The sequence below is a fragment of the Arcobacter ellisii genome, assembly GCF_003544915.1.
GTDB lineage: Bacteria > Campylobacterota > Campylobacteria > Campylobacterales > Arcobacteraceae > Aliarcobacter > Aliarcobacter ellisii.
The window spans coordinates 2,641,788-2,656,221 of the sequence record NZ_CP032097.1 but is presented as its reverse complement, the minus strand read 5'-3'; the positions used below and the strand labels follow the sequence as shown (position 1 = coordinate 2,656,221).

Sequence of the window (14,434 nt, the reverse complement as noted above, 5' to 3'; positions counted from 1 at the left end):
ATATGCAACAACCAAATAGATTAAAACCTTTTTTTGAAAATATTCACTTTGAGCGTGAAGATAATACTATGATGGTAAACTTTGGTCCTCAACATCCATCAGCTCACGGACAATTAAGACTTGTATTGGAACTTCAAGGGGAAGAAGTAGTTAAATCAAGACCAATGATTGGATACCTTCATAGAGGTATGGAAAAAATGGCAGAAAATATGATTTATAATGAATTCTTACCTACAACAGATAGAATGGATTATATTGCTGCAACTTCAAATAACTATGGATATGCTTTAGCAATCGAGCAATTACTTGGAATTGAAGCTCCAAGACGAGCTGAGATTATTAGAACGATGTTACTTGAATTAAATAGAATTATTTCTCATCTATTTTGGCTTGCAACTCACGCTCTTGATGTTGGTGCTATGTCAATGTTTTTATACTGTTTTAGAGAAAGAGAATACGCAATAGATTTAATTGAAGATTATTGTGGTGCTAGGCTTACTCATAGTGCAGTTAGAATTGGTGGAGTGCCTTTAGATTTACCAGCAAATTGGATTGATGATTGTAAATCATTTTTAGAAATTTTAGATAAAGAGTTAAAAACTTATGAAGGTCTTTTAACTGAAAATAGAATTTGGAAACTAAGACTTGAAAATGTTGGAGTAATAACTCCTCAAATGGCACAAGATTGGGCATGTTCAGGTGTAGCTTTAAGAGGAAGTGGTATTAAATGGGATTTAAGAAAAGAGATGCCTTATGGATTATATCCTGAATTAGATTTTGATGTACCAGTTTCAGATACTTGTGATTCATATGGAAGATATAAAATTTGTATTGCTGAGATTAAAGAGTCTGCAAAAATTTTAGAGCAACTTTTCCCAATGTATTATGAATCAGATTCTCAATTAATGGCTCATGCTCCAAATTATATTTCAGCTCCAAAAGAGCAAATAATGACACAAAATTACTCTTTAATGCAACACTTTGTACTTGTAACTCAAGGTATGAGACCTCCTGTTGGTGAAGTTTATGTGGCAACTGAATCTCCAAAAGGAGAACTTGGTTATTTTGTGGTTAGTGATGGAACTCCTTATGCTTATAGATTAAAATTAAGAACTCCAAGTTTCCAACATACGGCAATTTTAGAAGAGTTATTAGTTGGATGTCAATTGGCTGACGTTGTTACAATAATTGGTAACTTAAATATAGTTTTTGGTGAGATTGACAGATGAAAAGATTTGATTTAAGATTTTTAAAAAATGATTTTTACGACAGAATGTTGGAACTTTTGGATAAACAAATTGCTCCTGAAGAGACAGCAATTATTATGTTTGAAATTGGTGATTTTTCAAATATTCAAAAAAGTGCAGATGTGATTTATGAAGCTGGATATACTTTGATGAACTCTATTAAATTCAATGAAGTTGATTGGACTTTAGTGGTTAAAAAAGTAAAACCTGAACCAAGAGTTGTTGAGGAAGTTGCTGAAAGTGGAACAAATGAATAAAATAGAGACTATTTTAAAAAGTGATTTTATATTATCTTTTGGAACTTATTTTGAAGATAATCAAGAGTTAAAAAGTTCAATTTTAAATAATAAATCAAAATTTGTTTATATGTTTCCAATTGATAATCCTAATTTAAAATCAACTTATTCACAATTTATAAAATATGAAGTTGGTAGTGAAGAGGGAATTTGTGCCTTGTTATTAGCAACTTTTGCAAAAAATTGTGATGAAGCAACAAAAGAGTTTATTGAAAATTTAGACTTAGGATATATTTCTGCTGAAAGTAGTGCAGGGGAAGAGGAGTTTGAGGAAGCAAAAGAGGCTTCTTTATCTTCACAATCTAAAGTTTTAATTGTTGGAAATGATATAAAAAATCACGAAAGAGTTGAAAATATCACAAAAATTTTGGCTTTAATCAAAAAATATACAGATTTTAATTTAGTAGTTTTAGATGAAGATTTAGAACAAAAGATAAATTCTCATAAAGATTTAGAACTTGATGAGATTGAAGATTTAAAATCATTTAATGGAACTTTGGTTTATAAATTAGTTGGAAAAAAATGTGAGGAATTAATTGCTAGTAAAACTTTTGCAAATATAGCAAAAGTTTCAAACAATGATGAGATTTACATAAATTCTAAAGATGAAAAAATAAAAAGAGTTTTAAAAGTTGATGAGTCATTAACAGGAACAATTGCGATTTTAGAAGTTTTAAATGAAGATGATATTTTTAGTGGTTATAAATATAAACAAGTGAAAATTGAAAAGGTAGAAGCATAATGAGTGATATGATTACACTAACAATTGATGGAAAAGTTGTTGAAGCAAAAGATGGTGAGTCTATATTAAATGTAGCACGTGCAAATAATGTTTTTGTTCCTGCTGTTTGTTATTTGACAAGATGTTCTCCAACACTTGCCTGTAGATTATGTTTAGTTGAAGCTGATGGAAAACAAGTTTATGGCTGTAATACTAAAGTAAAAGCAGATATGAATATTTCAACTTTAACTCCAAATATTGCACTTGAACGAAGAGCAATTATGGAAGTTTATGATGTAAATCACCCTTTACAATGTGGTGTTTGTGACCAAAGTGGAGAGTGTGAATTACAAAATTACTCTTTATATATGAAAGTTGATTCTCAATCTTACAGTATAAAAGATATTCATAGACCAACTCAACATTGGGGAGTTATGAATTATGACCCAGCTTTATGTATTGTTTGTGAAAGATGTGTAACTGTTTGTGAAGATATGGTTGGTTCAAACGCTTTAGATACTGTAAAAAGAGATTCAGACAATATTGATAAAGTATTTAAAGATGAGATGCCAAAAGATGCATATGCAATGTGGAATAAACTAAATAAATCACTTATTGGTTATGATGCTGATGCCTGTACAAACTGTGGAGAGTGTATTAGTGCTTGTCCGGTTGGAGCATTAGTTTCACATGATTTCCAATATACTTCAAATGCTTGGGAACTTAAAAAAATACCTGCAGCTAATCCTCATTCAAGTGATTGTGCTTTTATGTATTATGAAATCAAACATGATTCAATTGATAACCACAAAACAAAAAGAATTTATAGAGTAACAAATGAACCACACTATTCAACTTTAAATGGTGCTGGAAGATTTGCTTATGACTTTGAAAATAAAGTTCAATCAAAAGATAAAACTAAATTTGAAAAAGCAGTAGAAGCTTTTAAAAATGCAAAAAATATAAAATTTAATTCATTTATTACAAATGAAGAGGCTTTAATTTTACAAAAAATTTCAGAATTTACAGGTGCAAAACTTGTAAATGAAGATGCAAGAAGATACCAAGAGTTCTTAAAAAATTACTCAAAAACTTCTGGGCAAACTTTATACTCTTCAAAATTAGCAGATGTACATAATTCAAACTTTGTAATTTCTGTTGGAGCTTATTTAAAATCAGATTTACCAAATGCAAGATATGCCTTTAATAATTCTGTTGTTATGAATAAAGGTGCGGGATTATATTTTCATCCAGTAGCTGACCCAGTTATGGAAAAAATTGGAAAAATTGGAAAAACAACAGATTTTATTTATCATGCTCCAATGGCTGAAGAGTCAATTTTATATTTCATTTTATATAAATTTGGAAAAAACTTACCAGCAGAAGTTCAAGCATATATAGATTCTAAAAAAGAGACTAAAACAAAAACTGTAACAGAAGTTGTAAAAGAGAATGTTGTTGAGATGGTTGTTGATGAAGCAACAGGAGAAGAAAAAGAGGTTAAAAAAGTAGTTTCTAAAAATGTATCAACAGAAGTTTCATATGAGATGGTTTCATTTGTTGAAGATTTTGGAAGAGATGAAAAGTTCCTTGATTTAGTTGATGAAATGTTAGCTAAAAAAGATGCCTTCTCTTTAATGGTTGGAGAAGATTTAATCACTCATCCAAACGCTGAAAATCTAGCAAAACTGTGTGGATTAATTGATGCTTATACAGATTTTAATGTAGTTATTATTCCATCTCAAACAAATACTTTAGGTGTTGCACAAATTTGTACACTTTCAAGTGAAGTTGATGGCTTTAGTGTTGGATATAACATGAAAGCTGATTTTGAACTTTCTGCTTTAGGTGATGGTGATTTAGATATTCCTGCACTTAATCAACAAGAAGGAACTTTTACAAATATTGATAAAAAAGTAATTCCTACAAATGCTGCTTTAGAGTTTAAAGGTTATACTTTAAATGAAGTTGCAAATGAAGTTTTAGCTTGTGATGTAGAATATACTATTGATTACACAGTTAAACTTCCAATTGATAAAGGTTATAAAACTGTTAAGTTTGATGATTTACCAAATCATTTTGGAAATGACCAAGTTGAATATAGAGGTTATGAAATAAACTCTTTTGAAGTATTAAAAGAAGAGAGTGTAAAAGAAGCAAGTGCTGAAAGATTAGTTTTAGAAGAAAATGAAATTGTAATTTATAAAGCAAATCCAATTAATCAATTTAATGAATTTACTTCTGTTTCACATGAATTTAAAGAAAAACTTCAAGATGGAATATTCTTTTCAAAAGAGTCTTTTGAAAAATTAGCTTTAGTTGAAGGTGATAAAGTAAAAGTAGTAACAAATAATCAAGAGTTAGAGTTAAATGCTTATGTTGATATTCAAATAAAAGGAAATATTGCTTATGTTTCAACTTTTATGAAAAATAGCCCATCAAATGCACTATTTAATACTTACAGATTTAATAAAGCAAAAGTAGCAAAGGTATAAAATGGAAACAAGTATCATAATAGAAACTATTGTAAAAGTAGTAGTTGTACTTGCAGTTTTTTCAGCACTTGCTGGATTTACAACTTATATAGAGAGAAAAATTTTAGCTTTTATGCAAAGAAGATTAGGTCCAACTAATGTTGGTCCTTATGGATTATTACAAATTGCAGCAGATGGAATTAAACTATTTTGTAAAGAGGATATTATTCCTGCAAATGTAAATAAACCAATATTTATGGTTGCACCAATTATAACAGCAGCAACTGCTTTTATAGCAATGAGTGCAGTTCCATTTTTCCCTGAATTTGAAATGTTTGGATATACAGTTCGACCAATTATTTCAGATATTAATGTGGGTGTTTTATTTGTAATGTCAGTTGGAGCAGTTGGACTTTATGGACCACTTTTAGGTGGTATGAGTTCTGCAAACAAATGGGCATTACTTGGAGGTGCAAGAACTGCAATTCAACTTTTATCTTATGAGGTTGTATCAGGACTTTCACTTTTAGCTCCACTTATGATGGTAGGAAGTCTATCTTTAATTGATATTAATAACTATCAAGCAGGTGGAATTTCAAACTGGATTATTTGGTCTCAACCTTTAGCCTTTATTCTATTTTTAATTGCAGGTTTTGCAGAAACAAATAGAACTCCATTTGACTTACTTGAACATGAAGCTGAGTTAGTTGCAGGATATGCAACAGAGTATTCAGGTATGAGATGGGGGATGTTTTTTATTGGGGAGTATGCGAACTTATTTACAATTTCATTTTTAGTTTCACTTATTTTCTTAGGTGGATTTGAGCCTTTATGGTTTATTCCTGGTGGTTTAGCAATTGTTTTAAAAGTTATGTTCTTGATTTTCATTTTCTTATGGACAAGAGCTTCTTGGCCACATGTTAGACCTGACCAATTGATGTGGTTATGTTGGAAAATATTAATGCCACTTGCAGTACTAAATATTTTAGTTACTGGTTTTGTGATGATGGTTTAGGAGTTAGTTATGGAACTAAAAGAGTTTAAAAATAGAAATATTAGTGAAGATTATGTTGTAGTTCAAGAGGATAATTACCCTAAAACTAACTGGGATGCTTTTAAGCAAGTTTTAGCAAGATCTATAAAAGGTGAACTGTTTGTTGGAATGAAAATCACTTTTGGAATAATGTATAGAAGTTTATTCAAAGGTGAAATGGCAACAGTTCAATACCCAAAAGAGAAATTACCAATTGGTCCAAGATATAGAGCAGTACATAAACTTTTAAGACTTTTAGAGTCAGGTGAAGAGAGATGTATTGGTTGTGGACTTTGCGAAAAAATCTGTATATCAAATTGTATTAGAATGGAAACTAGAATTGATGAAAATTCTAGAAAAGAAGTTATGCAATATACAATTAATATGGGAAGATGTATTTTCTGTGGATATTGTGCTGAGGTTTGTCCAGAACTTGCAATTGTTCATGGTGGAAGATATGAAAATGCAAGTGAACAAAGAGCACACTTCTCTTTAAAAGAGGATATCTTAACAAGTGCAGATGGATTAGGAATGCAATTAGAATTCGATGGTTATGGTTCAGTATCTCCTGATGCCGATAAAAAAATTAAAAAAACACCATTATCATACTAAGGAGATTGAATGTTTGAAATTATAGCTTTTATAATATTTTCTATTTTAACTATTGGTATGTTTAGTATTGTAGTTTTAACGAATAATTCACTTTATGCCTTAAGTGCATTGGCATCTGGAATGATTTTTATTTCAGGATTTTTCTTTTTATTAAATGCTGATTTTTTAGGTGCTGTTCAAATTGTAGTTTATACAGGTGCAGTTATGGCTTTATACGCTTTTGGTATGATGTTTTTCGACTCTTTATCTGAGGTAAAAGAGAAAATCAATAATCCAAGATTGGTATTTTTATTATCTGGAATGATTGCAGTTATAGTTGTTATTGTTTTAGTTGCCCCAATTATTGGTCAAAATGTAGAAGCAGAGTTTCCTATTCATCCTGAATATGGAAATACTGTTGATGTTGGAGTTGTTTTATTTACAAAATATTTACTTCCATTTGAACTTGCAGCTTTAATGCTTTTAGTTGCTTTAGTTGGTGGAGTTGTGTTAGCAGGGAAAAAAATGAATATATCATTTTCAGAAATGAAAGAAGACGAGATAGATGAGTTGATGAAAAAAGAAGAATCATCTACAAAGGATATTTAATGACACTAAATGCTTATTTAATACTTTCAACAGTTCTATTTTGTATAGGTTTAATTGGTGTAATTAGAAGAAAAAATGTATTAATGCTTTTTTTCTCAACAGAAATAATGTTAAATGCAGTAAATGTTGGACTTGCAGCGATTTCTAAATTCCATGGGGATTTAACAGGACAAATGTTTGCATTTTTTATTATTGCAGTTGCTGCAAGTGAAGTTGCAATTGGTCTTGGACTTTTAATTCTTTGGTATAAAAGAACAGGGTCTATTAATTTAGATGATATTGCAGGAATGAAGGGATAAAAATGGAAAAATTTATATATATTGCACTTTTTGCCCCTTTAGTTGGTTCTTTAATTGCAGCACTATTTTCAACGCAATCAAAAATGGCATTTACAGGTTGGTTTACTTCGTTTATGTTAGCTGTTTCAATGTATGCTTCTTTAAACTTATTATATTTTGTTTATACAGAAGATGTAACTTTACATGTAAATCTATTTGATTGGATAGTTATAGGAAATTTAGATATTCCTTTTGGATTTGTTGTTGACCATGTAAGTGTTGTAATGATGAGTGTTGTTACAATAGTTTCAACAATGGTTCATATTCATTCAATTGGATATATGGAACATGATGATGGATTTAATAGATATTTTTCATATCTATCTGCTTTCGTTTTTTCAATGTTAGTTTTAGTAATGAGTGATAACTTTGCTGTTTTATTTATAGGATGGGAAGGAGTTGGAGTTTGTTCTTGGCTATTAATTGGATTTTGGTATAAAAAAGAGTCTGCAACTTGGGCAGCAAATGAAGCCTTTATAATGAATAGAGTTGGAGATTTAGGATTATTACTTGGAATGTTTTTGATTTACTGGAATATTGGAAGTTTACAATATGATATAGTATTTGCACAATTTTCAACACTTGAAAATTCAACACTTATTTGGATTGGAGCTTTATTATTCTTAGGAGCTATGGGTAAATCAGCACAATTTCCATTACACACTTGGCTTGCAGATGCAATGGAAGGACCAACTCCTGTTTCAGCTTTAATTCATGCTGCAACAATGGTAACAGCTGGAGTTTATTTAGTAGTTCGTTCAAATGAATTATATACATTAATTCCAGAAGTAGGTTATGCAATTGCTTGTTTAGGAGCATTTGTTGCAATTTTTGCTGCAACTATGGCATTAGTAAATAATGATATGAAAAGAATCATTGCGTATTCAACTCTATCTCAATTAGGATATATGTTTGTTGCTGCTGGTCTGGGAGCTTATTGGGTTGCACTATTTCATCTAGCAACTCATGCTTTCTTTAAATCAGTATTATTCCTTGGAGCTGGAAATGTTATGCATGCAATGCATGATGAACTTGATATTAGAAAAATGGGTGGACTTCATAAAGAGATGAAAGCAACTTCATATATTATGATTATTGCTTCTTTAGCATTAGCAGGAATTTTCCCACTTGCAGGATTCTTCTCAAAAGATAAAATTTTAGAAGCAGCATTTAATGCAGATGCAACAATTTTATGGGCAATTTTATGGATAACAGCAGGTTTAACAGCATTTTATTCATTTAGACTTGTGATGAAAATTTTCTTTGGGGAAGCAAATTACAATAAAAATTCACATCCGCATGAAGCAAAAAGTTTTGTTATTGCAGCAATGATTCCACTTGCTGTTTTAGCTGTAATTGCTGGTTGGTTTGAACACTCATTTATAGAGTTTGTAACTCAAATTTTACCAACTTGGGAAGCATCTAATCTAAATCATTCAACAGCTTGGATTTTAATTTTAATCACAAGTGGCGTTGCGATTTTTGGTATTTTATTTGCAGTTTATAAATATAAAAATGGTGGATTTAGTAAATCATGGGAAGATACATTTGTTTATAAATTATTAAGTAATCAATACTATATTCCAAAATTTTATGAAGTTTGTATTTCAAAACCATATTATGCAATTTCAGTATGGGTATGGAAAGTAATTGAAATCAAATTAATTGATGCTTCAATTGATGGTTTAGCTCATTTTATAAATAAATTGAGTGTAAAAGCAAGACCAATTCAATCTGGAAATTTATCATCATCTTTAAGACTAATGAGTTTAGGACTAATTTTAGGATTAGTTTTTGCCTTAGTTTTATCGGTACTTTAAGGGGTTATGTAAATGGAAAATATTTTAGCGATGTTGATATTTTTCCCTGCTGCAGCTGCGGTTGTTGGATTTTTAATTCATAAAGATTCAATGAGACAATTCGGGGTTGTGGTAACGGTTGTTGAATTTGTGTTATCACTTTTAATGTGGTATCACTTTGATACAAATGTAGCAGGAATGCAGTTTAGTCAGAACTTTCCACTTATTAGTGCCTATGGAATTAATTATATAGTTGGAATTGATGGTATTTCATTGTTTTTGGTTGTTATGATTACATTTATGACAATGATTGCAGTAATTGGACTTACTGAGAAAAAAGATATAAAAAATCTAATTATTACTATGTTGTTCCTAGAAATGACAATGGTAGGTGTTTTCGTCTCATTAGATGTGATTATGTTCTATGTTTTCTGGGAATTAACTCTTATTCCAATGTTTTATGTTATTGGATTTTGGGGAGCAGAAAAAAGATTTTATGCTGCAATTAAATTCTTCTTATATACATTTACAGGTTCTTTAATCATGTTAATTGGTATCTTGTATTTTGGATATGTATATTTTCAAACAACAGGTGTTTGGAGCTTTAGTTTGATGGATTGGAATTCAATAGTTTTACCATTTGATTTACAATTATGGTTATTTATTGCATTCTTTATGGCATTTGCTGTAAAAGTTCCAATGTTCCCATTCCATACTTGGTTACCACTAGCTCATGGACAAGCACCAACAATTGGTTCTATTATGCTTGCAGCTGTGTTATTAAAAATGGAAACATATGGATTTATAAGATTCTCTTTACCATTATTCCCTGATGCTTCTGTTTATTTTGTACCATTTATGGCAGCACTTGGATTAATTGCAATTATTTATACAGCAATGGTAGCTTATGCACAAGAAGATATGAAGCAGATGATTGCATATTCATCAGTTTCTCACATGGGTGTAATTATTCTTGGAGTATTTGCTTTAAATATTGAGGGAATTTCAGGTGGAGTTTTCCTAATGATTGGACATGGCTTAGTTTCAGGTGCATTATTTATGTGTGTTGGAGTTTTATATGATAGAAGACATACAAAAATGATAAAAGAGTTTGGTGGATTAGCTCATAATATGCCAGTTTTTGCTGTTGTTTATGCAGTTGTTTTAATGGCATCTATTGGTTTACCTTTAACAATTGGATTTATTGGGGAGTTTTTATCACTTTTAGGATTCTTTAAATTCTCTCCTGTATTGACATTTATTGCAACTTTAACAATTGTTTTAAGTGCAGTTTATATGTTATCAATGTATAAAAGAACATTTTATGGAAAATTAGTAAAACCTGAAAATAAAACAATTAAAGATATCTTTGGAAGAGAGTTAGTTGCTCTTGGTTCATTGGTTGTTTTAATTATAGCTTTAGGAATTTATCCAAAATTGATTTTAGAACCATTAAATGGGTCAGTAACACAAGTAATAAATGTTATGGAAATAAAAGCTGTTAATGATGATACAAAAGAGAAATTAAAAGCTTTAAATTCTATAGGGGAGGTTAAATAATGCTTGAACCTATTAATATAAGTTTAGAATCTCTAAACCTAGGAACAATCGCACCAATGTCAATCGCAATTATTGGTGCATTAGGTATTTTATTAACAGATATTTTTAATAAAAATAAACACAAATCTCTTTATGTGATATTAGTTGTATTATTTTTAATTTTTGACTTATTTACTCTTTTAGCATTCAATGGTGATGAAAGAGGAATGTTTGATGTAATGTTAGTAGATGGAATTGCTATTTTATCTCAATGTATCATAATAGTTGGTTCAATAATGTTCGTTTTATTGGGCTTATCAAAACTAAGATTCCAAGAGTTTAGATATGCAGAATATTTTGCTTTATACTTACTTGTAGTTGCAAGTTTACAGTTTATGGTAAGTTCTGATTCTTTAATTTTGATTTTTGTTGGACTTGAAACATCATCTTTATCTTTGTACACAATGATTGCAATGCATAATAGAATGGTTTCTATTGAAGCTGCTGTGAAGTATTTTACAATGGGAGCGTTAGCTGCTGCATTTTTTGTATTTGGAGCAATGATTTTTTATGCAACAACAGGAACATTAGAATTAGCACAAATGGCTCAAGTATTATCACAAGAGGGATATTTAACTACATTAAATTATTCTAATTATGTTTTAATCTTAGTTGGATTTGTATTTATGTTTGCTGCAATTGGATTTAAACTTTCTTTATTCCCATATAATATTTGGGTTCCTGATGTTTATCAAGGTTCAACTTCAGCAATGGCAGGATTTTTATCGGTTATTCCAAAAATGGCAGGATTTGTTGTAGCTTTAAGATTTTTTGAGATTTTTATTCATCTAAATGACCCAATAATTCAAACTTTACTTTATGTTACTGTAATTTTAACTATGACTATTCCAAATTTAATTGCTTTACAACAAAAAGATATAAAAAGAATGTTGGCTTATTCATCAATATCAAATGCTGGTGTAGCAATGGCTGCAATTGTAATTGGAACACATCAAGCAACAGAAGCTCTGTTTTTATATTGGATTTTATTTACAATAACAAACTTTGGAGCATTTGGAATGCTTTGGTTAAATAGAGGAAAAGAGTATGCAGATTATAACTCTCCATATACTTTCAAAAAATTCTCTGGATTGGCTCAAATTTCACCATTTACAGCTTCAATTTTAGGATTATTCTTTTTTGCATTAACAGGTCTTCCTCCATTTGCACTATTTTGGGGAAAAATGTACATAATTGGAAGTGCTGTAAATGCAGGTCATATTGCTTTGGCTGTAATTATTGCATTAAACTCAGTAATCTCTGCGTACTATTATTTAAGACCAGTTTCATATATGTTCTTAAGAAACCCAGAAGAGGGAATGAATACTAAATTTATGCAAAATGCAACAACTCCAATGAAATCAATGATTGGATTAGCTGTATTTTTAACAATTATTTCTATTTTATTAATCGAGCCTTTATTAAATATAATAAATATGTATGTATCTAATTCTGGTTTTTAAACTAAAAAGTTCTAATCATTTTGAAAAATGATTAGAATTTTAGTAAACTTCTTTTATGAAAAAAATTCTACTTCTAATTTTATGTATTTATAATCTTGCTTTTTCAAACTCATTAGGATTAACAAATACAGATTTAATCATATTAAAAAAGATTAAATCTCTAACTGATGATAAAATGATGAAATATACTTTAATGGCAATTGCCATAAAAGAGTCTTCAGTTGGGAAAAAACAAATAAATTTTGAAAGTAATGATTATGGACTTTTTCAATCAAATATAAAAAGTGTGTTAAGAAGACAATATGTGGAAGATAACTATTATAATAGAAGATATTTTGCTTATAAACTTTTAAATGATGTTGCTTTTTCAACGGCAAATGCAATTGTTGAAATAGATTATTGGCGAGAAATTCATAAAGAGAATTGGGTAAAGGTTTGGGCTAGTTATAACGCTGGCTGGCGATATAATAGTAATGTTGGAGTTTTATATGCAAACTCAATATTTGATATTATAAAAAAACTAAGATTTGAATATAACTTATAAATTTAAAGTTTATCTCGCTAAAATCCCCAAAGAATTAATAAAGGAATTATTTTGAAAAATATTAGTGTAGGACATTCACCTGATGCAGATGATATATTTATGTATTATGCAATTAAATTTGGTTGGGTGACTCCAGATGATGCAAAATTTGATAATATAGCTTTAGATATAGAGACATTAAATCAAGCTACATTAAAAGGTGAATATGATATTTGCGCAATCTCTTTTGCTTTGTATCCTTTTGTTAAAGATGATTACGCACTTTTAAAAACAGCAGTATCTTTTGGTGAAGGTTATGGACCAAAACTTATAAAGAAAAAAGGAACAGTTCTTAAAAAGAATTTTAAAGTAGCTCTTAGTGGAGAGTTTACAACAAATGCACTTTTGTTTAAAATCGCTTATCCAAATGCAAGAATCACATATATGAATTTTTTAGATATTGAAAATGCTGTTCTTGATGGAACAGTAGATGCAGGTGTATTAATTCATGAATCAATATTAACTTATGACAATGAGTTAGAAGTTGAACGTGAAATGTGGGATGTTTGGTTAGAACTTAGTGGTGGAGGTTTACCATTACCACTTGGTGGAATGTGCTTACGTCGTTCAATTCCTCTTCATAGTGCAATAAATTATGAAAATACACTAATAAAAGCTGTTGAAGTTGCAAATAAAAATAGAAAAGTTTTAGCTCCAATGCTTTTAGAAAAAGGTTTAATTAGAGTTGATGCGCCAACACTTGATAAATATTTAGATTTATATGCAAATGATAATTCAGTAAAAATGAGTGAAATACAATATAAAGCGCTTGATAAACTATTTGAACTTGGATATAAAAATGGTTTTTATCAAAATTTGATTAAAGCAGAAGATTTTTTAATCCCTAGTGAATATGAAGAGTTAAGAGCAAGATAATAGATGCAAAATAGTATTAGAACAATAGATTTTACAAGATATTCATCAATAAGAATTGGACCAGTATTAGATGTTTTAGTAATTAATGAAATAGGTGATTATAGTGATTATCAAATTATAGGTCGAGCAAATAATTTATTAGTTTCACAAAATACAAATAAAAAATTTGCAATTTTGGGTGAAGAGTTTGACTATATAAAACAAGAAGGTAATAAACTTTATGTTGGTTGTGCAACAACATCAGGAAAACTTTTAACATATACTAGAAAAAATGATATAAAAAATTTAGAATTTTTAGCAAAACTTCCAGGAAATTTAGGTGGTTTGGTAAAAATGAATGCAGGATTAAAATCTTGGGAAGTGTTTAATTATATTGATAGTATAAAAACAAAAGATGGTTATATCAAAAAAGAGGATATAGATTTCTCATATAGAGAAACAAAAATTGATACTATAGTTTATGAAGTGGTTTTTAACATTGAGTATGGGTTTTCAAATGAAATGTTAAAAGAGTTTACTAAAATGAGAGATAATCAACCAAGTGTTGCAAGTGCAGGAAGTTGTTTTAAAAATCCAAAGGGTGATTTTGCAGGAAGATTAATAGAAGCTGTTGGTTTAAAAGGAATCAAAAAAGGTGATATGAGTTTTTCTGAACTTCATGCAAACTTTTTAGTAAATTACGGTAATGGAACTTTTGATGATGCAATTTATTTAATAGATTTAGCAAAACAAAAAATAAAAGATGAGTTTAATATAGATATAGAAGAAGAGATTATAATTTACAAGTAAAATTAATTTATTTATG

Annotated in this window: 14 protein-coding genes; all 14 read left to right on the top strand. The window is 29.4% G+C overall.

Features of this window, described 5'->3' with window-relative positions:
• Window positions 1-2 precede the first annotated feature (2 nt).
• From nuoD to AELL_RS13425, 14 genes are read left to right on the top strand one after another with little or no spacing between them, the layout of a single operon-like run.
• Window positions 3-1,229 carry an NADH dehydrogenase (quinone) subunit D gene (gene nuoD / locus AELL_RS13490; RefSeq protein WP_118918451.1) on the top strand — a complete coding sequence of 409 codons (1,227 nt, stop codon included), beginning with the start codon at window positions 3-5 and terminating at the stop codon, window positions 1,227-1,229.
• A complete protein-coding gene (locus AELL_RS13485) occupies window positions 1,226-1,504 on the top strand; it encodes an NADH-ubiquinone oxidoreductase subunit E family protein (RefSeq protein ID WP_118918450.1) in 279 nt (92 codons plus the stop codon). The genes nuoD and AELL_RS13485 overlap by 4 nt, the downstream gene beginning before the upstream one ends.
• Window positions 1,497-2,285: a hypothetical protein gene (locus AELL_RS13480; RefSeq protein WP_118918449.1), complete on the top strand. Its 789-nt coding sequence runs from the start codon at window positions 1,497-1,499 to the stop codon at window positions 2,283-2,285. The genes AELL_RS13485 and AELL_RS13480 overlap by 8 nt, the downstream gene beginning before the upstream one ends.
• The gene (locus tag AELL_RS13475; protein ID WP_118918448.1) at window positions 2,285-4,759 is read left to right on the top strand and encodes an NADH-quinone oxidoreductase subunit G; all 2,475 of its coding nucleotides are present in this window, start codon (window positions 2,285-2,287) and stop codon (window positions 4,757-4,759) included. Before AELL_RS13480 ends, AELL_RS13475 begins: the two co-directional genes overlap by 1 nt.
• Before the next feature lies 1 nt (window position 4,760).
• Window positions 4,761-5,753 carry an NADH-quinone oxidoreductase subunit NuoH gene (gene nuoH, locus AELL_RS13470; RefSeq protein WP_118918447.1) on the top strand — a complete coding sequence of 331 codons (993 nt, stop codon included), beginning with the start codon at window positions 4,761-4,763 and terminating at the stop codon, window positions 5,751-5,753.
• Window positions 5,754-5,762: 9 nt separating this feature from the next.
• Entirely contained in the window at window positions 5,763-6,383 is a 621-nt protein-coding gene (nuoI, locus tag AELL_RS13465) for an NADH-quinone oxidoreductase subunit NuoI (protein WP_118918446.1), read from the top strand.
• Between the two features lie 9 nt (window positions 6,384-6,392).
• Window positions 6,393-6,971 (top strand): NADH-quinone oxidoreductase subunit J, encoded by a 579-nt coding sequence (locus AELL_RS13460; RefSeq protein ID WP_118918445.1) that lies wholly within the window; start codon window positions 6,393-6,395, stop codon window positions 6,969-6,971.
• Entirely contained in the window at window positions 6,971-7,270 is a 300-nt protein-coding gene (gene nuoK / locus AELL_RS13455; RefSeq protein ID WP_118918444.1) for an NADH-quinone oxidoreductase subunit NuoK, read from the top strand. Before AELL_RS13460 ends, nuoK begins: the two co-directional genes overlap by 1 nt.
• Window positions 7,271-7,272: 2 nt before the next feature.
• Window positions 7,273-9,129, top strand: a complete 1,857-nt coding sequence (gene nuoL / locus AELL_RS13450; protein ID WP_118918443.1) for an NADH-quinone oxidoreductase subunit L — start codon at window positions 7,273-7,275, stop codon at window positions 9,127-9,129.
• 12 nt (window positions 9,130-9,141) lie between these two features.
• Window positions 9,142-10,668 (top strand): NADH-quinone oxidoreductase subunit M, encoded by a 1,527-nt coding sequence (locus AELL_RS13445; protein WP_118918442.1) that lies wholly within the window; start codon window positions 9,142-9,144, stop codon window positions 10,666-10,668.
• Window positions 10,668-12,170 (top strand): NADH-quinone oxidoreductase subunit NuoN, encoded by a 1,503-nt coding sequence (nuoN, locus tag AELL_RS13440; protein WP_118918441.1) that lies wholly within the window; start codon window positions 10,668-10,670, stop codon window positions 12,168-12,170. The genes AELL_RS13445 and nuoN overlap by 1 nt, the downstream gene beginning before the upstream one ends.
• Before the next feature lie 55 nt (window positions 12,171-12,225).
• Window positions 12,226-12,714 carry a transglycosylase SLT domain-containing protein gene (locus AELL_RS13435; protein ID WP_118918440.1) on the top strand — a complete coding sequence of 163 codons (489 nt, stop codon included), beginning with the start codon at window positions 12,226-12,228 and terminating at the stop codon, window positions 12,712-12,714.
• Window positions 12,715-12,762: 48 nt separating this feature from the next.
• Window positions 12,763-13,629: a menaquinone biosynthesis family protein gene (locus AELL_RS13430; RefSeq protein ID WP_118918439.1), complete on the top strand. Its 867-nt coding sequence runs from the start codon at window positions 12,763-12,765 to the stop codon at window positions 13,627-13,629.
• A 3-nt stretch (window positions 13,630-13,632) separates the two neighbouring features.
• Window positions 13,633-14,418, top strand: coding sequence for a UDP-N-acetylmuramate dehydrogenase (locus AELL_RS13425; RefSeq protein ID WP_118918438.1), 786 nt, complete (start codon window positions 13,633-13,635; stop codon window positions 14,416-14,418).
• Window positions 14,419-14,434 lie beyond the last annotated feature (16 nt).